This is a genomic window from Acinetobacter sp. YH12226, assembly GCF_013417805.1.
Taxonomy (GTDB): Bacteria; Pseudomonadota; Gammaproteobacteria; order Pseudomonadales; family Moraxellaceae; genus Acinetobacter.
The window spans coordinates 55,979-76,711 of the sequence record NZ_VPDG01000006.1; the positions used below are offsets into that span (position 1 = coordinate 55,979).

The 20,733-nt window shown below is 41.8% G+C and carries 19 protein-coding genes; 8 read left to right on the forward strand and 11 right to left on the reverse strand.

Annotation, left to right across the window (positions count from 1 at the left end):
- Positions 1-50 precede the first annotated feature (50 nt).
- Positions 51-257, reverse strand: a complete 207-nt coding sequence (locus tag FTV08_RS08240) for a hypothetical protein (protein ID WP_005103289.1) — start codon at positions 255-257, stop codon at positions 51-53.
- Between the two features lie 174 nt (positions 258-431).
- On the opposite strand from FTV08_RS08240, the gene FTV08_RS08245 reads away from it, so the two are divergent.
- On the forward strand, positions 432-929 hold the full coding sequence (locus FTV08_RS08245; RefSeq protein ID WP_004647497.1) for a phosphate-starvation-inducible protein PsiE: 498 nt from the start codon (positions 432-434) through the stop codon (positions 927-929).
- 198 nt (positions 930-1,127) lie between these two features.
- Here FTV08_RS08245 and FTV08_RS08250 read toward each other — a convergent pair whose 3' ends face one another.
- A complete protein-coding gene (locus FTV08_RS08250; RefSeq protein ID WP_180087070.1) occupies positions 1,128-1,580 on the reverse strand; it encodes an RcnB family protein in 453 nt (150 codons plus the stop codon).
- A 180-nt stretch (positions 1,581-1,760) separates the two neighbouring features.
- On the opposite strand from FTV08_RS08250, the gene FTV08_RS08255 reads away from it, so the two are divergent.
- Positions 1,761-2,219, forward strand: coding sequence for a hypothetical protein (locus FTV08_RS08255; RefSeq protein ID WP_044112823.1), 459 nt, complete (start codon positions 1,761-1,763; stop codon positions 2,217-2,219).
- A gap of 85 nt (positions 2,220-2,304) precedes the next feature.
- Here FTV08_RS08255 and FTV08_RS08260 read toward each other — a convergent pair whose 3' ends face one another.
- Both FTV08_RS08260 and znuD read right to left on the reverse strand, forming a co-directional pair.
- Positions 2,305-3,768 (reverse strand): phospholipase D-like domain-containing protein, encoded by a 1,464-nt coding sequence (locus tag FTV08_RS08260; RefSeq protein WP_180087071.1) that lies wholly within the window; start codon positions 3,766-3,768, stop codon positions 2,305-2,307.
- Positions 3,769-3,874: 106 nt separating this feature from the next.
- Complete coding sequence (gene znuD, locus FTV08_RS08265) at positions 3,875-5,989, reverse strand: zinc piracy TonB-dependent receptor ZnuD (protein WP_180087072.1); 2,115 nt, start codon at positions 5,987-5,989, stop codon at positions 3,875-3,877.
- Positions 5,990-6,129: 140 nt separating this feature from the next.
- On the opposite strand from znuD, the gene FTV08_RS08270 reads away from it, so the two are divergent.
- From FTV08_RS08270 to FTV08_RS08285, 4 genes are all read left to right on the forward strand, one after another.
- Entirely contained in the window at positions 6,130-6,894 is a 765-nt protein-coding gene (locus tag FTV08_RS08270; RefSeq protein WP_180087073.1) for a DUF4184 family protein, read from the forward strand.
- A 163-nt stretch (positions 6,895-7,057) separates the two neighbouring features.
- The gene (gene aspS / locus FTV08_RS08275) at positions 7,058-8,842 is read left to right on the forward strand and encodes an aspartate--tRNA ligase (protein WP_180087074.1); all 1,785 of its coding nucleotides are present in this window, start codon (positions 7,058-7,060) and stop codon (positions 8,840-8,842) included.
- Between the two features lie 115 nt (positions 8,843-8,957).
- Positions 8,958-9,179, forward strand: coding sequence for a hypothetical protein (locus tag FTV08_RS08280; protein ID WP_004278319.1), 222 nt, complete (start codon positions 8,958-8,960; stop codon positions 9,177-9,179).
- 18 nt (positions 9,180-9,197) lie between these two features.
- Positions 9,198-10,067, forward strand: coding sequence for a lysophospholipid acyltransferase family protein (locus FTV08_RS08285; protein WP_180087075.1), 870 nt, complete (start codon positions 9,198-9,200; stop codon positions 10,065-10,067).
- Positions 10,068-10,069: 2 nt separating this feature from the next.
- Here the strand turns inward: FTV08_RS08285 and FTV08_RS08290 are convergent, their stop codons facing one another.
- Genes FTV08_RS08290 through FTV08_RS08305 form a run of 4 tightly spaced genes read right to left on the reverse strand, consistent with a single transcriptional unit; the run spans position 10,070 to position 13,542 of the window.
- The gene (locus FTV08_RS08290) at positions 10,070-10,945 is read right to left on the reverse strand and encodes a polysaccharide pyruvyl transferase family protein (protein WP_180087076.1); all 876 of its coding nucleotides are present in this window, start codon (positions 10,943-10,945) and stop codon (positions 10,070-10,072) included.
- 29 nt (positions 10,946-10,974) lie between these two features.
- Entirely contained in the window at positions 10,975-11,733 is a 759-nt protein-coding gene (locus FTV08_RS08295; protein WP_180087118.1) for a glycosyltransferase family 25 protein, read from the reverse strand.
- 9 nt (positions 11,734-11,742) lie between these two features.
- Positions 11,743-12,714: a Stealth CR1 domain-containing protein gene (locus tag FTV08_RS08300; protein ID WP_180087077.1), complete on the reverse strand. Its 972-nt coding sequence runs from the start codon at positions 12,712-12,714 to the stop codon at positions 11,743-11,745.
- A 54-nt stretch (positions 12,715-12,768) separates the two neighbouring features.
- A complete protein-coding gene (locus FTV08_RS08305) occupies positions 12,769-13,542 on the reverse strand; it encodes a glycosyltransferase (RefSeq protein ID WP_180087119.1) in 774 nt (257 codons plus the stop codon).
- A gap of 184 nt (positions 13,543-13,726) precedes the next feature.
- Between FTV08_RS08305 and FTV08_RS08310 the strand changes: the two genes are divergently transcribed.
- Both FTV08_RS08310 and FTV08_RS08315 read left to right on the forward strand, forming a co-directional pair.
- Positions 13,727-14,896 (forward strand): nucleotide sugar dehydrogenase, encoded by a 1,170-nt coding sequence (locus FTV08_RS08310; protein ID WP_180087078.1) that lies wholly within the window; start codon positions 13,727-13,729, stop codon positions 14,894-14,896.
- Positions 14,893-15,915 (forward strand): NAD-dependent epimerase, encoded by a 1,023-nt coding sequence (locus tag FTV08_RS08315; RefSeq protein WP_180087079.1) that lies wholly within the window; start codon positions 14,893-14,895, stop codon positions 15,913-15,915. Before FTV08_RS08310 ends, FTV08_RS08315 begins: the two co-directional genes overlap by 4 nt.
- 57 nt (positions 15,916-15,972) lie before the next feature.
- Here FTV08_RS08315 and FTV08_RS08320 read toward each other — a convergent pair whose 3' ends face one another.
- The 3 genes from FTV08_RS08320 to glnE form a co-directional block, all read right to left on the reverse strand.
- Entirely contained in the window at positions 15,973-16,851 is an 879-nt protein-coding gene (locus FTV08_RS08320) for an ATP-grasp fold amidoligase family protein (protein ID WP_180031526.1), read from the reverse strand.
- Positions 16,852-17,015: 164 nt separating this feature from the next.
- Positions 17,016-17,942, reverse strand: a complete 927-nt coding sequence (locus FTV08_RS08325) for a branched-chain amino acid transaminase (RefSeq protein ID WP_004278329.1) — start codon at positions 17,940-17,942, stop codon at positions 17,016-17,018.
- A gap of 24 nt (positions 17,943-17,966) precedes the next feature.
- Positions 17,967-20,717 carry a bifunctional [glutamate--ammonia ligase]-adenylyl-L-tyrosine phosphorylase/[glutamate--ammonia-ligase] adenylyltransferase gene (gene glnE, locus FTV08_RS08330; RefSeq protein ID WP_180087080.1) on the reverse strand — a complete coding sequence of 917 codons (2,751 nt, stop codon included), beginning with the start codon at positions 20,715-20,717 and terminating at the stop codon, positions 17,967-17,969.
- Positions 20,718-20,733 lie beyond the last annotated feature (16 nt).

A 20,733-nucleotide genomic window follows, 5' to 3' on the forward strand; every position in this document is an offset into this window, starting at 1 on the left:
TGCAATAAAAACGCCTGCATCAGCAGGCGTTTTTTATGAAAATGCAACAATTAAACTTTTTGAATTAGCAAGGTATCCGTCTGATTATTGCTTTTCAGATTCGAATGTTTATTTACAATTTTGATATTCCCCTCTGACTCTAAAGACTCGCAGAGCTCCACCACCTTTTGCATATCTTCAGCCTTAATGCCTACGCCGAGGATTAATTTTTTTCCGGCTTCTAATTGGCTAATTTTTGTTTGAATTTTATCTAACACTTTTTTCTCCTATTTATTCAATGTTACCACCCATACAATATAGCAATTTAGTCTAAAAAAAGCGCAAAAGTTCAAATAATTTAATCTTTATTTTTCATTCAATCATTCTGTGCATGATCTTTGCACGTTATTCTGCAACTATCTTTATTTCACATGAAAAATCAGGAGGATAATATGTCTAAATCACGTCCGAAAATTGAAAAATTTGAAGCTCTCCTCGACCGTCTTGGCAATCTTGCTGTAGAAAGCTTTCATTATATTGCGCTGTTTATTATTGGCTGTATGGTGATCTGGTCCGCTGGCCATACCGTCATTGACATTCTGACCGTGAAACAGTTCGCCACCATTGACGACATTCTTCTGTTGTTTATTTATCTGGAACTTGGTGCCATGGTCGGCATCTATTTCAAAACCAACCATATGCCAGTACGTTTCCTGATTTATATTGCCATTACTGCACTGACCCGTTTGCTGATTGCAGATATTCAACACACGCATAAAGCCAGCATGGATCTGGTGATTATTACCGGTTCGATTCTGATTCTGGCCTTTGCGATATTAGTGGTGCGCTATGCCTCATGGACTTATCCATCCGTGATTCGTGACAAACATAGTGAAAAGCCATTACCCCTTGGCAAAACACCGCGTCCAGAAGATGATGAATTGGCATAGTCTTTTAAGCCCTCTTTTTTTGCACTTCAGCTTAAAGTAATACTTAAGCCTCGTTTAGGGTTTTGGGAGATTTATCTCAAGCAATCTCTCCCTTGCGTAGCAGTGCTACTCATCTCCTCCACAGGAGAGGGAACTATTTTGGTCTTTTTGAGTTATTGACGTTTATAACTGAATTATCCGTTCAGAGTTTAGAGCAGTTTAACGATTCGGCACCAGCACATAGCGTCCGTTTTCATAAATCCAGTAGCTGCCACGCGGTGGTGCTGGTAACCCTAAACGCTGCCAATCGGTAATTACCGTATATCTCGAACTTTCAATCCGGGCAACATTCGGATCACCATTGACCCAGCTATAACTATTCGAATTTTGATAAATAGTGGTCGGTGCCTGATACTGAATGTTTAATCCACTTTGACTCTGTGCAGGTGGATAGCCCCAATATGGTGGTCGTTGCGGGTAATGTGGTCTTGGTGGCAGCGGACGTTGCGGATAATGCTGCCGTGGTGGATCATAAGATCGTGGAGCGCTGCGATAATTCGGTGTGGATCGATCTACACCACCATAACCCACCCAAGTATTGCCAGCCATACTTTGTGCAGAAGCTCCTAATAGCAATGCAGCCAATATTGCACTCGATAGTACGATTCTCATTTGAGCTTCCTCCGAATAATCTGCTTATATTTTAAACAAAATAGATGCAGAAAATATGGATAAGCTCGCTGGAGCTGCAATTTTTTGTAATGCGCTCGCCTATTTTCAATCTGACAGGCACGTCGGCAAACTACTGCTTTATGCTAAAATTACTTTTTTTAATGTTTCGAGTTGAATACTGTGTCTGATTTAAATTTCGATCGTTTACATGAATATTTTTCTAAAGTGCCGAGTGTTCAGAAAGAACGGATTGATAGCTATGGTTCAGATGGCAAACAGGCATGGTGGTTTAAGTTTCAGATCAATGTCGATCATCCGCTGGCTTGGCAAACTGTGCAAGAGCTGGGACATGTCCTGAATTATATTTCTAAAAATGAACGTCTTCCGACGCAGTTCCTGCCAGTATCTCCACCACCGTATATGAATGGTATCGCCAGAGATTTCTTGTGCTGGGTGATTCAGTGTAATCATGCCGATTTCCCGCCCGATGTCGTATGTGACTGGCTAGAAGCGCGTCTACCAAATCCAGTCGATGATGAAGCGCAATGGAAAATTAAAACAGATATTTCTGAGCTGGATCAATTAACGGATAAAGAGCTGGATCAGTTGGTTCCGCCGAATCCAGAATCAAAAAGCTGATAATAAAAAATCTCCCTAAATCCCTCTTTTTCAAAGAGGGACTTTCCTCCCTTTAAAAAAAGGGGGGGTCAGGAGGGATTTAAAATCAAAACGTCGACCAGCCGCTCCATTCCATAAAGCGATACAGCCAATATTTAAAGAATGAGTTTTCTGCATATTGCGTGTAGTCCACACTCATAGAACGGCCATTCAGATTTGACCATGCACCCTCAAAATATTGCTGAGCATCCCTAAAGACTTCGGCCTGAGGCTGCCCCACCACGCGCATATTGGTTTCCAGATTATAGTTTTTCAAATTCCGTACTGTAAAATTGGCCGAACCTAAAATCATTTCAGCTTGCTGAGCATTGCGCTTCATCAGGATCTTGCTATGACATTGCTCACCCTGAGTATGACACCAACGTACATTTATACCTGCCTCGTGCAATTCTGAAGCCACTTGCCGGTTTGGAATTCCATTCTTTTCACGGCCAAAGGCATCTTTATTTGGGTCGAGTAAAATCCGGACTTTGACACCGCGTTCATGGGCCGCTATCAGACTTTTGATAATCTTGCGCTCAGACAGATAAAACATCGCCAGATCAATCTGTTCATTGGCTTTCGCCGTCTGAATCAGATTCAGAATCGCATCATAAATGGCTTTTTCAGTCAGCACCTGAGCTTGTGGCTGGCTGCTGTCTGCCTGAAAATCCCCAACTACAATGGCTGGCATATTCGCTTGTGACATCATGCCTACAGACAGTTCTGTTTTCAGAATATCCACAGCTGTACTGCCCCAAACCAATAAGCCAATATTGGAATGCCGCGAACTGCCATCATGCGGGTTCATGGACGTGACCAGTGCTTTCCAGCCTTGATCGGTATCGACCACCATGGTTTTACGATGATTGGCTTTAAAGTTAAATAAATCAAAATAACTGCGCAGGGTAATTTTTTCTGGCCCAAATGGATTTGGCAACCAGCCTTTTTCCGGGTTATTGCCAATACCCTGGCAACATAAATACCAGAAGCCTGACCAGCCCGGATTGGAAGCCCGCAACGGCGTCAGATTGGTTTCAATCACATCAATACCGTGCTGACGTAATGCCCGATACTGCTCGGATCTAATCCCGCCATAGACCGAATTGATTGGATCCGTAATAAACTTGATTTCCACCTCAGGCTGCAGCAGGCGCTTACTAATTAAAGCATCACTCAATTGTTTACTCAGTGCCTGATGCTGCTGCGTAGATACACCGGTTTGCTGATTAAATAAAAACATGTCCAGCACAATCAGCGATTTGGCTTCTTCAATCATTTTCAGCATTTCATTAAAAATGCGATGATCTAAATGCTGTTTTCCTTCGGCATCCAGATAAGTCTGATCGGCCAGAAATTTGACTTCGGCATGACGCAGTTTGCCCGTGTAATTCAGACCTTCCGGCAAAGGCTTATACGTGTGGTAGATTGCCGAAGCTAAATAACCCACGGCCAGCATACTAATGATCAAAGTCGCATAACGGCGATTCGACCAGTTCAATTTATTGTGAATTCGTTGAAAGATACGCATAAGAAAAAACCTAACCCAATATACTCAGGCTAGGTTTTATCTTATGATTTTTCAAGTAGATTTCAGTGAGATCTAGATGATTTGGTCGATTATTTCAGTAGACCTGTTAGAAATCATACTGCACGCCGACAGTAAAGTTGCGACCCACGTGCGGAATATTCGACAGGAATGAAGTATGTGAATACACCTGATCATCGAGCAGGTTATTGGCCTTGAAATAAACTCGATAAGCATTGTTATCTGCAAGGCTATTGGCATAGCTTAAGCCAACATTCACCATATTGTAGCCCTGGGTTTCATCTTCATAGCTGGCGATCTTGTCCTGATTAAAGACATGATAATATTCAGCCAGACCTGACCAGCCATCGGCAAAGTCTGCTTCTACTTTGGTGCCTAAGCGACCTGCAGGTACACGTGGTGCATTCTCAGCTTCAATCTTGCCACGCACATAGTCCCCAAAGACGCTGACTTTATACATATCATTGATCTGATAACCGGCTTGTGCTTCTGTACCATAAAATCTAGCTTTGTCTTGGGTATATTGCACGCCACGTAAATTACCTTTCTGCGCTACCGTTTCGCCATAGATATAATCATCAAACCAGTTGTGATAGACATGCACATGGTAATCCAGTTTATCCCCTTCATAATGCAGACCTAACTCGAGATTATTTGAAGTTTCTTTATCGAGATCAGGATTACCGAGTTCATAGGTATTGGTCGCAAAATGCAAGCCATCAGCATAGAGTTCTTGAGCTAAAGGCAAACGCTGCTGATGAGATCCCACCACAGAAAGTTTGTAGTTCGGTGCAAATTCCCAGTTGGCAGCAGCGGATGCAGAGACACCAGTCCCCGAATAATCTTTCTGATCCGAATCTACTTTCACTTTTTGATGATCGACACGCGCACCAAGTTCAACATGCACATCGCCAAGTTGCTTATGTTCTAAAGCAAAAAGACTGAATTTGTCAGTTTTTGTGTCCGGCATCACGACACCTGAACCATGAACATGATGTTCTTCATCGTCCTCATCGCCATCTTCATGATGGTCATGCTCTGATGCGGCAAGATTAATTTTTTGCTGTGAAATCTGGGTTCCGATCACCCCCTCCCAACCTGCAACTGGCACGTGCACCAACTCTAAACGACCGTCATAACCTTTGCTTTTAAAGTTACTGATCACTTCATTTTCTTCAAGTTCATCGTGTTCATAATCGGTAATGCTGGCATGTGCACGTAGTTTTTCAACACCGGCAAAAGGCTGTTCCAGTTCGGTGCGTACTTCATAGCGTTCAGATTTTAAATCTACCCATGGTCCACCATGCTCTTCATGGGGTGGTGCATCTGGGTCAGGTGTTGGACAACCATGAAAATGATCACCATGTAAAACACAACCATGATATTCATGACTATGCCCTGGCAAGCCATACTGATCCTGACGGTTGCTATAAGACAGACCGACAAAACCACGATCATGAATCCATGATCCGCCAATATTGACTGTTTGCCCTTCAGCAAAAGTATTGCCCACACGACGTTCTTTTTCTAATTCGTCATCATGCTCATGAAAATAATCCGGTGCAATATAATCATTGGCGTTACGCTTTGAGCCTTCTACACGCAAAGCAAAGTTTTCACCAATACCCGCTGTTACACCAGCACTTGCCAGTTTTTCATCACTGCCGCTGTTATAACGCAGGCCGACTGTACCTTCCAAACCATCTTCAGGCATTTGAGTTGGGATTTTTTGATCAGTGACATTCACCAACCCACCAACTGTACCAGCGCCATAAAGCAACGTAGATGGACCGCGAATCACTTCGACCTGTTTCGCCAGAATCGGATCGACGGTGACAGCATGATCCGGAGACAAGGTCGAAACATCAGCAGTTTCTGAAGCATGCTGTAATACTTTTACGCGTGGGCCATCTTGACCACGAATCACAGGACGACTTGAGCCTGAACCATATTGATTAGAATACACACCAAGTTCATCTGCCAAGGCATCACCAATGGTGGAGGCGCGTTCAGACAGTGCTTTCTGATCCACGACCTGATCCGCAACCGCGAAATCCGCCGCAGTCTGCACCAATGGATGAGCTTGCACCTGAATCGTGTCCATGGTCTGAACCGGGATAGAAGATGAGGCTTGCTCTGCAAATACTGTAGGCGTAACTACAGCAAAAATTGACAATGTTATTAGATTCTTAGGGAAGGACATGACCGAAGCTCAAATTCAGTATTTTGGATGAATGTTATAATATAACATTTCATTGTTTTTGCAATCCTTTACGATAATCAGTGCTATATTTTATTAGAATGTCTTTTGAATATTTTTGATTCCATTAAAACATTGTCTTTATGCCCTTTACCTTATCGCATGCTGTGCTTGCTCCACCTATTTCATATTTAACTGGGAATAGACTCCCTGTTGCTGCGCTGGCCATTGGCAGCATGGTTCCAGATCTGCATCGTCTATTTAGTCATACTAATTCTAATATCACCCATTTATGGTCTTCTCTGATTCATCCAGATCTCTGGATCGGTCTGGCTTTTTGTGCGGTCTGGTACCTGATTTACCGGCCCGTGATTTACCGTTTCATCGGTATTCAGCATGATTTAAAAATTCACAATATCCTTTCAGCACTAAAATTTATCCTGGTGATGTGTCTGGCACTCATCATTGGTACAGCCACCCATTTAATCTGGGATGGACTAACGCATGTCGACTTTCGTACTTTTGCCTTTCATGATTTTTTAGCCCAACAGTTTCAGCTATTTGGTAACAGTTATCCATTGCACCGGATTTTACAGATTGGCACCTCCGTGATTGTCTTGCCTTTTATCCTGTGGATGAGCCTGCATTATTATAAAACTCATCAGCAATATCTTGCAGTCAGCCTAAAAATCAAATCGTTTGCCTGGGGCTTATTGCTCTTTTCTATATTTACCGGCCTATTTTCGGTCTGGGATTATGCGCGCTATATTTCTACGGAAGTCTGGCGATCGGACCTCTATTATTTTACTGGTCGCTCGATCAATGAATTTAGCCAAGGCTTTCTGATCACCTTTAGTCTGGGCTGTTTATTGTTTTTATTTTTAGATAGAGATCGCAGGATGGGTTAAACAAAGCACTGGCTTTGCCCCTATTCACTTTAAAATGATATTGTTTTTGACCCAAGTTCTTGTGACAACATGCCCAAAGAGGCATAATCCTACCTTTACTTAAAAGCGGTACGCTGTTTACGTATTCGCTGACCTTAACCCATATAGTTGGATTTCTAACGCTATGATGCGAACTCATTACTGCGGTTCTTTAACCGAAGCTCAAATTGACCAAACCGTAACATTATGCGGTTGGGTACACCGTCGCCGTGACCACGGTGGTGTAATCTTCCTTGACATGCGTGACCGTGATGGTCTTGTTCAAGTGGTTATTGACCCAGATACTCCTGAAGCATTCGCAACTGCTGATAAAGTACGTTCAGAATTTGTATTAAAAATTACAGGCCGTGTACGTCGCCGTTATGAAGGCACAGAAAATGCCAATATGGTGAGCGGTCAAATCGAAGTCTTGGGTAAAGAAATTGAAGTTCTTGCTCAGTCTGAAACTCCGCCATTCCCATTGAATGACGAAAACACCAATATTTCTGAAGAAATTCGTTTGAAATACCGTTTCTTGGACATCCGTCGTCCAGAAATGTTAGATCGTTTACGCTTCCGTTCTAAGTTAACCAACCTGATTCGTAACTACTTCGAAGACAATGGTTTCTTAGACGTTGAAACACCAATTTTGACACGTGCGACTCCTGAAGGTGCGCGTGACTATTTAGTGCCAAGCCGTGTATCTAACGGTAGTTTCTACGCACTGCCACAATCTCCACAGCTATTCAAACAGTTGTTGATGGTGGGCGGTATTGATCGTTACTACCAAATTGCTAAATGTTTCCGTGACGAAGACTTACGTGCGGATCGTCAGCCAGAATTCACCCAAATCGACGTTGAAACATCGTTCATGAGTGACGATGACATCATGGATTTAATGGAAACTCTAACCGTTAAGATGTTCAAAGAACTTCTAAATGTTGAGTTTGATAAATTCCCACGCATGACCTACAACGATGCAATGCGTGACTATGCATCTGACAAACCGGATATGCGTATTCCTTTGAAACTGGTTGACGTTGCAGACTTAATGCAAGACGTTGAGTTCAAAGTATTCGCAGGCCCTGCAAAAGATCCTAAAGGTCGTATCGTTGCGCTTCGCGTACCGGGTGCTGGTTCACTTCCACGTAGCGCGATTGATGAATACACCAAGTTTGTAGGCATCTACGGTGCACGTGGTTTGGCCTACATCAAAGTCAACGAACTTGAAAAAGGTATCGAAGGTCTTCAATCTCCAATCGTGAAATTCATCGAGCCAATCGTGCTTGATCTATTGAAACGTGTTGGCGCTGAAAATGGCGACATCGTATTCTTCGGTGCAGACAAAGCCAAAGTTGTAAACGATGCCATGGGCGCGCTTCGTGTGAAAATCGGTCATGACCTTAAATTATCAACTTGCAAGTGGGCACCACTTTGGGTTGTTGATTTCCCAATGTTTGAAGAAACTGATGATGGTAAATGGACGTCTGTTCACCACCCATTCACGCTGCCAAAATCTAGCGTAGAAGAAGTGAAGAACAACCCAGGTGCGGCATTGTCTGTGGCTTATGACATGGTATTAAACGGTACTGAAATCGGTGGTGGTTCACTGCGTATTCACAACCTTGAAATGCAAAAAGCGATCTTTGAAGCGCTTGGTATTGGTGAAGAAGAAGCAGAAGAGAAATTTAGCTTCTTATTAAATGCATTACGTTACGGTGCTCCTCCGCATGGTGGTTTGGCATTCGGTCTTGACCGTCTGGTGATGCTCATGACTGGCGGTTCTTCTATTCGTGACGTGATTGCATTCCCGAAAACCAAGACTGCTGAATGTCCATTAACGCAAGCACCAGCACCAGTTGAATCAAACCAGCTGCGTGACCTTGGTATTCGCTTACGTGAAAAACCAAAAGCTGAATCTCAAGAATAATTCTTGAAAATTTAAGTGAAAAAGCCCTGCCTCGTGTGGGGCTTTTTTTGTGTGATTGAGTCACATCTGGAACAGTGGCATAATAGCCACAGTTTTTAATCTAAGGTAATTAGCAATGGCTATGCGTCCTGCAGTTCGTAATCGCAGCATTATGCTTATTGTATTTTCAGTGGTTCAATGGCTGTTCATGCGCTATATCCTTGCCAACAACCTGTTCAACCTCGATACCAATGACCGTATTGTGTATTTTTGCCTGAGCAGTATTTTAGGTGCCCTGCTGATTTTTGTAGGTTTGATTTATATGGTGCTGAAGGGCAATCCGGACAAAGACCTATAATCTGACCATCTGGATACCATGTACACCCTACTCAAAAATTTCTCCAAGCTTCCGTTAAGATTCATTCAAAATCTTGCGCAACTGGCTGGATCTCTTTTGTATTTCAGCCATTCTTCTGCACGCCGAGTGACTGAGATTAATCTGGCCTCTGCTTATCCAGAACTTTCCGAATCTGAACGAGCTGATTTGACTAAACGCAGCCTCAAAAGTCAGTGCATGACGTATGCAGAATCCGTCAAAATTTGGGGTTCATCTTCTGAATATGCGCTGTCTTTAATTCGAGATGTGCATGGTGCAGATCTATTTATTCAAGCTTTGCAAAATCCTCAGGGCTGCTTGGCTGTAGTTCCACATTTTGGTACGTGGGAGCTGTTGAATGTCTGGGTAAACCAGCATACATCACCCGTGATTATGTACAAACCCAGCAAGAATGAAGACATCGATCGTTTTATGCTTGAAGCTCGGCAACGTCTGAATGCCACACTGGTTCCGACTGATGATTCTGGGGTACGTGCTTTATTTAAGCATTTAAAACAAGGTGGTTTTTCTGCGATTTTACCGGATCATGTTCCTAAAGAATCTGGGGGAATCTATTCTTATTTTTATGGTCAAAATGCCTTATCTTCTACCTTACTTTCCAAACTGGCAGCTAAAACTCAATGTGCTGTAATTGGGCTGAGCTGTTTAAGACGTGATGATTTATCTGGTTATGATATTGTTGTGACCCAACTTTCTGACGATATTTCGTCGAAAGACCTACAGTGTTCTGTGGATACCTTAAATAAAGAAATGGAGCGCATGATTAATGTCGCTCCAGAACAGTATTTGTGGGGATATAAAAGGTTTAGGAAGATTGATAGTAATAAAAATTTATATATGAACACATAATTTTAAACTAGGCTTTGATCCAATAGGTCAAGGTTAATATCATACTCAAATAACCGCGCCCGCTTAGAAGCAGCTAAAATATCTTCTTTATTTAGTTCCGTTGTTAAGTTAACAACATGCTCATTAGAACATGACTTTAATGTTGAATAAAAATCATAAAATTTAAAACGATCTCCGATTAACTTTTTGTCATCAAAATGCAACCAAATCCATGGAATACCATAAGCTTGAGCAATAATTAAACCATGCAATGAACTAGAAATACAAACATCCGCGCTAGCTATTTCATCAATTACTAACCATGGTTCTCTTTTAACATTAATAACTTTAATATCCTCATCTTCTTTAAACATCTGATGAAGTAAATCAAAATGTTCATAATGAGGACAAAGGGCTATCTTTATCTTTTTTTGCTGTTTTGGAGAATAATATCGAGGTAATAAAAGTGCTGGATCGCCAAATATATCAGGTATATTAATTCCTAATTGTTGAACTAATTCATTTTTTGTTAATCGTCCACGTACAGCCAAGAATGTTACCCGAGGAATTACTTTTTTAAACTTTCTGACTTTTCGATTATCAATCGGTTTTATTAATCCTGAACCCCAAACCTGTATTTCTGTATCTGTATCAATTAAATGATGAATAACTGAACCAACTGAAAAAATAGTTTTTGGGACGTTAGAAAAATTTCGACTGTTTACAATACTCTTACCGGTCTTCATAGATATAAGCCATGGCCCGATCCAATCCCCAAAATTTGGGGTAGAATCCCACCAATAACAAGGCAGCATATTATTCAAAGTTTTAAAGACTTCTTCTGAACGAGCATCTACTATTGAAGCTCGCTCTACTCTTAATTTTTTTTTAAAAAACATTTATGTAAACTCGTAAATTATGAAATTATTCAAAATAATAAGTGATTTAAAGCATATATACGATCACGCCACATACGTTTCTGCTTTTTCAACCCATACGATAAACTACGATTTTCTTTTTCCTTACGTGATACACCCTCAGAAGCCACTGTTCCCAAAATATCACTATCCAGACCAGCAGGTCGAACCAAGGCTGGCCATACCCCTAAACCTTTACCATTCTTACTCAGCCAAGTCTGGAAGAAAATATCTACCGGCATGTTTATGGTTTTACCAGCTTCTACAAACGCTCGAGCACCTTGACGTGACCAGATTAAACCCAAACCACGAATAGGAAAGTAGAAGGCATGCCAGACACTCATATCTTCAATCTGGGTAATATCTTTTGCCAGCTTTTTCTTTTTGGCGGCAATATTAATTAAATACCAATCCAGTTTTTTATACTGGTCCAGATATTCAAACAGACCATCCAGCTTTGTCTTAAAGTCTGGACCAATCTTCATATCATCTTCAAGCACAATCAGGTAATCTGCATCAGTATTCAAAAACTTCTCTGCACAGCCATAATGGCTGAGATAACAACCAAGTTCCGAGTTAATCAGGCTACGACCTAAAATCTGTTTCGCACCTTGATCATCATAGTTGGCAAATTCAGTTAAAGCTTTACCACGACCATCGACTGCAGAGAAACGCTCAAAAGGCCACTGTACTGCATCCAGTTGCTGAGTCGCTCGTTCCAGCCGTTCATGACTACCATCCAGATTAATCAGATAAGTGATTATTTTCATCATGAACCTCTAAACCAAAATTGAATTGGGTAAATAACCAGCCAGTTTTTGCTGCATGGCATCACTCACCTGTTTTGCTTCTGCCGGATTCAATTGATCCAGACTTTGAATACAGCCATATTTTATTGCAGGATTGGTCAAGGCTGAAACGAAACTGCCAAGGCTATCTTCATTTTTTAGATAAGCCAATTCAATATCAGGCTTCAGCTCAGCTTCCTGCTTTTGAATCTTGAGATGATTCATCAGTGAAATGGGATTAAGCTGCTCTACACTGCGGAACTTGTATTTAATCTGGGTTTCCAGCAACTGTGGATCTGTCAGAAAATAATCTTTCAAAACATGACGATCCACAATATGTGGATAATGATGGATCTCGAAAAACTTTTTAAAGCCTAAGATATCCGCGCCTAACATTTGTGCAATCATATGCTTCGGTTGAATCGGCTTGCCAAATTGGCGCTGCAAAAATTGGCGATACTTCAACTTTGTCTTCAGCGCAAAACTGCTTTGCCAGTGACCATAAATCACCAAACGCTCACCGTTTAGAAAGTCGTCTACCTGTGCGGTTGAATTAAAGAAGAAGTCATCATTCAAATAAATAAAGTAGTCTGATAATCCTTCAATATTCCAGAGCATACTTTCAATCGATCGGGTATTGAAATTGGGCAAATGCTGCTCATAACCTTTAAAAATTTCCCGATGATCCACTACACGGATCTTATCAGCAGAACACAGACCTTGTGCAGCAAACTCATCAATAAATTCTGGACGCTGGTTATCTGTCACCACAAAAATATTGCGGCAAAAAGGTACATATTTCAGGATTGAAGCAATGTTGTAGTAGATTTCATTATCACTGGCGAAACGGGTATCACTGACTGCATCAGATGCATCTTCACCAGTCAGATATTTATGACGTTTCCTTTTTAATTCAAGATCATTGCCATCCACCCAGGCAATTACAATATCAATCTGCTGCATTCACTTTATCACTTAAAAATATGTACCTGATGGCTAAATTATTACATCTAATAATTATTGCCAAGCATCCTTGATCCATTGCGATGGCAACACATAACGGTACCATTTACCACCACCGCCATTAATGGCATCTGGTGGATTGATTTCACCATGGAAAATAATAATTTTGACGCCTTCCGGCTTCACTGGTGGCTTGAAATAAGCCATGGGAATTTTTTGCAGACAGTGATATTTATAGCTCTTGCACCAGGAATCCGGCCAATAACTCAGTTTCTTTTCCTGATCAACATACCAGGATAAATAAGCCTGCTCATTACGGAATTTCTGGCGGATTTCGTCAAAATGTTCACGGAAATATGGCATCAGTCCCGGGAAAGCACCTAACTTAAAACGATAAACTGAACTATTTCCGGTAATACGCCATGGGCGTTTCCAGTCATGGATAATCAGAAAATCACCTGGATGGGTAAAGAAACTATCAATATTATCAACAATGACAACATCTAAATCGAGGAATAGTGCATTACCTTTTAAACCATATAAATCAGGTTCAAATGTAGAAAGTTTATTCCAGCCGCGTTCAGGACTGCCTGCTGGCAGGGCCAATGGAGGAATTGGAAAACATTCAACAGCAGAATCAATGCCTTCAGTACGATCAGTCAGACACATCATTTTAAAATCAACCGTGGTATGACGTTTGACCATATTGTATAAACGATTGACGTACTCTGCCCCATATTTGGTGCCCCACTTCATGCATAGCACAATATTCTGTTCAGACTGTGTATGAGTCTGGTCTGACAGTGAGTCGCTTACGTTTTCCTGCATGTATTCATCTTCCACCAGCATTCTGCGCCATATCATACCATTTCTAAAGCAAAGTTACTGCCTGCTTTTCAACGCCTTCATCATACTCAAAAATACTTTATGGTATGATGTGCAGTCGCTTCGAGAACACCAATATTGGCTTGAACTCAAGCCCCCTCTATTAGAAACACATAATCAGGTTGATATGAAAATAGCAGTTGCAGGTACCGGTTACGTCGGCCTTTCCAATGCCATGATCTTCTCACAACATCATGAAGTCGTGGCATTAGATATTATCGACAGCAAAGTTGAAATGTTGAATCAGAAGGTTTCTCCAATTCAGGATCATGACATTTCAGCTTTTTTAAGTGAAAAACCACTGAACTTCCGGGCAACAACTGACAAATATGAAGCTTATCAGAACGCAGATTTTGTCATTATTGCAACACCTACGGATTACGACACTAAAACCAATTATTTTAATACCCAGAGTGTGGAAAGTGTCATTGGTGATGTAACCGAGATTAATCCTCAAGCAGTCATGATTATTAAGTCTACGGTTCCTGTGGGCTTCACCAAAACCGTAAAAGAGAAATTTAATACAGAAAATATTATTTTCTCTCCAGAATTTTTGCGTGAAGGTAAAGCCCTACATGACAACCTTTATCCATCACGTATTATTGTTGGAGAGAAGTCAGCGCGTGCCCAACAATTTGCAGATATGCTGATTGAAGGTGCAATCAAAAAAGACAGCACTGTGCTGTTTACTGACTCAACCGAAGCTGAAGCAATCAAGTTATTTGCCAATACCTATCTGGCTATGCGCGTGGCTTTCTTCAATGAACTGGATACCTATGCACAAACGTTCGGTTTAGATACTCAGCAAATTATTGAAGGTGTCTGTCTGGATCAGCGAATTGGCAACCACTATAACAACCCTTCCTTTGGTTATGGCGGTTACTGCCTACCAAAAGATACCAAGCAGTTATTGGCTAACTACAGTCAGGTACCAAGCAATCTGATACAGGCCATTGTGGATTCTAACCGTACCCGTAAAGACTTCATTGCCGATTCCATTTTAGCTAGAAATCCGTCGGTGGTCGGGATTTATAGACTGGTCATGAAAAGTGGTTCAGATAATTTCCGTGCCTCTGCCATCCAAGGCGTGATGAAACGCCTTAAGGCTAAAGGTATTGAAGTCATTATCTATGAGCCAACGCTCAAAGAAGCAGAGTTCTTTAAATCTGAAGTAATTACTGATTTAGAAATTTTTAAACAGCGGGCAGAGGTGATCATCACCAATCGTCGATCTAAAGATCTCAGTAATGTTGAAGATAAAGTTTATACACGTGATATTTTTGGAGGCGATGAATGAAAATTCTGGTAACAGGTGCAGCAGGTTTTATTGGATTTCATGTTTCCAAAAAGCTTTTAGAACGTGGTGATGATGTCGTCGGGTTCGACAACATGAATGACTACTATGATCCAGCGTTAAAACAGGCACGTGTAGATCTGTTAATTCAAACGGCAGAACAGCAGACGGGGCAGTTCAATTTTATTCATGCTAACCTCGCAGATAAAGCTGTGGTCGAAAAGTGTTTTCAGGAGCATCAATTTGATCGCGTGATTCATCTGGCAGCACAGGCAGGTGTACGCTATTCGCTTGAAAACCCAATGAGCTATGTCGAAAGCAATATTGTAGGCTTTACCAATATTATTGAAGCCTGTCGCTATGCCAAAACGCCACATCTGACCTATGCCAGCACCAGCAGTGTCTATGGTGCCAACACCACCATGCCTTTTAGTGAAAAACATGGTGTTGATCATCCGATCCAGTTTTATGCAGCAACCAAACGTGCCAATGAATTGATGGCGCATAGCTATAGCCATCTATTTAAGCTACCAACGACAGGCCTGCGCTTCTTTACCGTTTATGGTCCTTGGGGTCGCCCAGATATGGCACTATTCAAGTTCACCAAAAACATTATTGAAGGCAAACCTATTCCGGTCTTTAACCACGGCAACCATACCCGTGACTTTACCTTTGTCGTAGATATTGCTGAGGGGGTGATCCGTTCCAGTGACCAGATTGCTGCACCTAATCTAGACTGGGATAGTAATAACCCTGATCCATCAACCAGCAATGCCCCGTTCCGCATCTTTAACATCGGAAATAATTCGCCAGTGAAACTGATTGAATATATCCGTGCCATTGAAAAAGCTGTGGGCAAAGAAGCAATCCTAGACTTACTACCACTGCAACCAGGTGATGTACCGGATACTTTTGCAGATAGTTCTGCTCTGGAACAAAGTGTAAGTTATAAACCTTCAGTATCCGTAGAAGATGGAGTAAAACAGTTCGTGAACTGGTATCGAGACTTTTATCAAGTCTAAAACTCTAAAAAGGACTCACTCTATTTTATTAGCATGGGTCCTTATATATTTAAATTACTAACATGACTTCCATAGAGAACCAAGTTTTTGATCCCATTCTATAGGTGTTATGATCATGCGACCCGCATTTGGTGTTAGGGTAATTTCACTAAAAAACACTTGATCTTGTGATAATAAAAAATCTATTCGACTATAACCATAAGAAAAACACAATGACTCTGATAGTTCTAACAATTTCTCAAGCTGAGGTGGTCGTCCTATATTATTAGGTGCATTTTCTTTCAAATCTACTTTAAATGGTTGTAATAACCATGAAGTATCATAAATATTTGAATATTCATTGTTAAGATTATCAATGATATCTACTTCTAAATACTCTGGCTTCCCTTCAAAACAATGAATACGACAAGTGGTAATTATATATTGATTATTTATATCCATAAAAAGATCAATATATTGTTCAGCTAAAATCATAGGCTGGATATTTTTATAATGCCATTCTCGCTTAAGATAATACATATTCATGCTTAAATGTTTATTGATTTTTAAACGTGCCTTATGAACATCAAAATTGTTTCGATTATTACAAATAATAGCACTACCACTATCATGATTGCACTTCAGAACAAACTTATCTGGAAACTGCTCAAATTTAATATCATCATAGGATTTATATAGTCCTATTAAAGGAACAAAATAATCCCATCCTATTTTTTCTGCTACTAACTTCCTTACTACAGCTTTATCCGCGAGCTTTGTATGCAGAGAATCACGACTAAAAATCATTCGCGCTGTTACTTTCTCATTAAAACTTTGCGGTGCATTAAAATTAGGAATATAACCTAATTTAGACACAAATCTTTTCGTTAAGTATTTTTTGTCTGATACAAATTTAGTTCGAATTACTTTAGCTTGGTAAATAATATTTTCTATCATAATAAATAATGATATCTTACATTTAAGATATTCATTATAACAGATTGAAACAAACAAGATGCAAATGTTTAACTATTTTCTGAATCAAAAAATTAAATATATTACGTAATTAATATTGAAAAAACCTCTCAAATGAGAGGTTTTTTCAAGCAATAAATTCTGAATTACTTCACATAAGTTAACCAGTGTGCATATTTAGGATCTTTACCCTGAACTGCATCAAAATAAGCTTTCTGGATTTGTGTGGTGATTGGACCACGTACACCCTCACCAATCTGACGATCATCGTATTCACGGATTGGTGTTACTTCTGCAGCAGTACCGGTAAAGAATGCTTCATCTGCGATGTAGAACTCATCACGGGTAATACGACGTTCAATTACGTCATAACCCAGGTCTTTAGCAATAGTAATAATGGTTTGGCGGGTAATACCATCCAGCGCGCCACCTGCGATATCAGGCGTATGAATCACGCCATCACGCACCAGGAATACGTTTTCGCCAGAACCTTGGCATACATAGCCTTGTGGGTCGAGCAGCATTGCTTCGTCATAACCTGAATGCGCCACTTCCTGATGTGCAAGAATGGACAAGGTGTAGTTGCCTGATGCTTTGGCCTTACACATAGTGACGTTCGGATGATGGTGGGTAAATGAAGAAGTTTTTACGCGAATACCCTTCGCCATTGCTTCTTCACCGAGGTAAGCACCCCAGCTCCATGCCGCAACTACGGCATGAATGGTATTGTCAGTTGCAGCAATACCGAGTTTTTCAGAACCAATAAAAATAATTGGACGTAAATAGCAAGACGCTAATTTGTTTTCACGAACAACATCAATTTGAGCTTGCTCTAATGCTGCTTGATCAAATGGAACTTTCATTTGATAAATTTTTGCAGAATTCAACAAACGCTTCGTATGTTCTTTTAGACGGAAAATAGCCGTTCCATTCGGGGTTTCATAAGCACGGACGCCTTCAAACACACCCATGCTGTAATGCAAAGTATGTGTTAATACGTGAGTTTTTGCCTCACGCCAGTCAACTAGTTGTCCATCTTGCCAAATGAAACCATCACGATCAGCCAAATTCATGCCACAAACTCCAATTTCTCACAATTATTCACTATCCAGTGCAAAGTCTGCACTTGGATCAATTAGTCTTTGCCATAACTTGCAAACGGTCATTCGGGTATCGTGCCAGTCGCTTGCAGACACTTGCATGGATTGATTTGCAAGGGCTAAGCGGTGGCTCTCGGCGCGTTCACGGAGATAAGCTTGAATCAGAGCAGTCGCATCGTCGCTGGATAAGCAACCTGATTTTGCGGCATCCTCAAGAATTCGTACATTGTCGGAGAAATGGGCGAGATCTTTATTCGTCCCACTCCAAGCCAACACCGCATACTGTGCCATAAATTCGATGTCTACGATACCACCTGCATCTTGTTTTAAATGAAAAATACCATCTTTTTTTTGCTCTTTAGAAGAACCGAGATGCTCCTTCATTTTCTGACGCATTTTCAGTACTTCTGCCCGTACATAATTTTCATCACGGGGCTGAATCAAAATATCCCGGCGCAAGACTTCAAACTTTTTCCGTAAGCTCATTTCACCCGCAATCGGGCGGGCTCGTACCAAGGCCTGATGCTCCCATAGCCAGGCACTCTTGAACTGATACTGTTCAAAGGCTTTTAAACTGGTGACCAAAAGCCCAGCTTCGCCCGATGGACGCAATCGGGTATCGACTTCATATACACGTCCATCCAAGGTTTGCGTGGTCATCAGTGACATAAACTTTTGTGCAACCCGCATGGCAAATTCAAAGCCACTGATCGGCTTAAGTCCATCGGTATCGGCCTGTTCACCCATATAGTGAATAAACACCAGATCCAGATCCGAGCCATAACCCAATTCAATTCCACCGACTTTACCATAACCAATGACTGCAAAAGCCGTATGCTCGACTGAACAGCGCTGCCCTTCTGCATCCAGTGGAAAACCATGCTTTTTTGCCACAATCTGATAGGCCAGATGCAGCGCTGCATTCACCGATACTTCAGCAATATCGGTCAAGGCATCGGAAACTTTCATTAAAGGACTTTCAGCCAGCACATCACTGGCGGCAACGGCCAGAACATTAGATTTTTTAAACAGGCGCAAGACCCGCATCTGGTCTTCGACCTGATCAATTTCAATCCGTAAAAGTTGCTGACGTAAAGAGTCTTCCAGATCCTGACGTTTTGGCAATTCAAAATCCATCGACAGGAATTCATCCAGTAGCACCGGATAATGGGTCAGTTCTTCACAAATCCAGGGGCTGACCGTGGCCATCTTCACCAGTCGCTGCAACGCCCCTTTACTCTCGATTAACATCACCAGATATACCGTACGGCGCATCACTGATTCGACTAAGGGCATCAAGCGCACCAACGCCACCTGAGGATCATCTGACTGTAAAACGGCTTCAATTAAATGCGGCCAGAAGGTTTTTAAACGTTGTACCGCCTTTGCCGGTAATTTTTTTAAGGCATGCCCATTCCAAAACTCATAGACAAGATTCTTTGCATTATCATCCAACACTTCTTTGAGTTTCTTTTCCAACTGGGAAAAACTTTCAACCAAGGTGTCAGGGCCATTTTCCTTGATTAAATGATCAAACTGATACATCACTTTGTCACGCTTTTCATTGAGATATGCCATAAAGCTGTCCCAATCCGCAAAACCAAGTGTGTCCGTTATACGCGCCCTTAACTCTGGCTCTGTCGGTAGTGATTGCGTTTGCTGATCATTCAGTGCCTGAATCGCGTGCTCAACCCGGCGCAGGAATAAATAGGCATTTTCCAGATCCTGCACCGCCTGTTCATCCAGCAACTCGGCATCATCCAGATGATTTAGATTCACCAGACACTGCCGATCCTGCAATTCAAGTTTGGCCCCGCCATAAATCAGCTGAAACACCTGCACGATAAATTCGACTTCGCGAATGCCACCGGCTCCGAGCTTGATATCATCTTCAATATTACGGCGCTGTACTTCGCGCTCGATCATGGCTTTCATTTCGCGCATGGCTTCAAAAGCGCTGTAATCGACGTACTTGCGAAATACAAATGGACGGGTCATCTCCAGCAGCTCGTCGCCTTCTGGACTTGGATTGACAATACGCGCTTTAATCCAGGCATAACGCTCCCATTCACGCCCATGCTGGCTCAGATATTTTTCCAAGGCTGCATGACTAATGGCTAGTGCTGAACCATCGCCCCAGGGACGCAGGCGCATGTCGACGCGGAATACAAAGCCATCCGCCGTGATCTGATCCAGCAAATGAATGAGTTTTTGTCCCCACAGGATGCAAAACTGCTGCACATCAATACATTTACGCCCATCAGTTTCACCCTGCTCATCGAAGGCAAAAATCAGGTCGATATCACTGGAAAGATTGAGTTCTTGGGCGCCGAGTTTCCCCATGGCAATGACAATCAGATCTTGGACTTTTCCGTTATAGCCGATTGGCTGGCCATACTTGGCAACGACCGGAATACGGGCAAAATCTTTCGCCGCACAGATGCACGCATCGGCAAAATCGGAGAGTTCTTGGGTGAGGGTAATGACATCGGTGAGTTGATTGGCATCCTGCCAGATCCAACGAAACATCAATCGAGCCCGCAAAATACGCATTGCGCGCATCCACGTTGCTTCATCGCTTATATTTAGGATGCAGTGCTGCACCAGCTGATCAATATATTTCCGACTGAGTGAGCCTTGAAACTGGTCAATTGCATAATCCTGTTCCAGTAGACTCTGGTGATTGGCCAATACCTGTTCGGCATATTGGCTGGCTCTTAAGGTTTTCTGCAATTGTGCCGCATTCATCACTCAACTCTTCCCC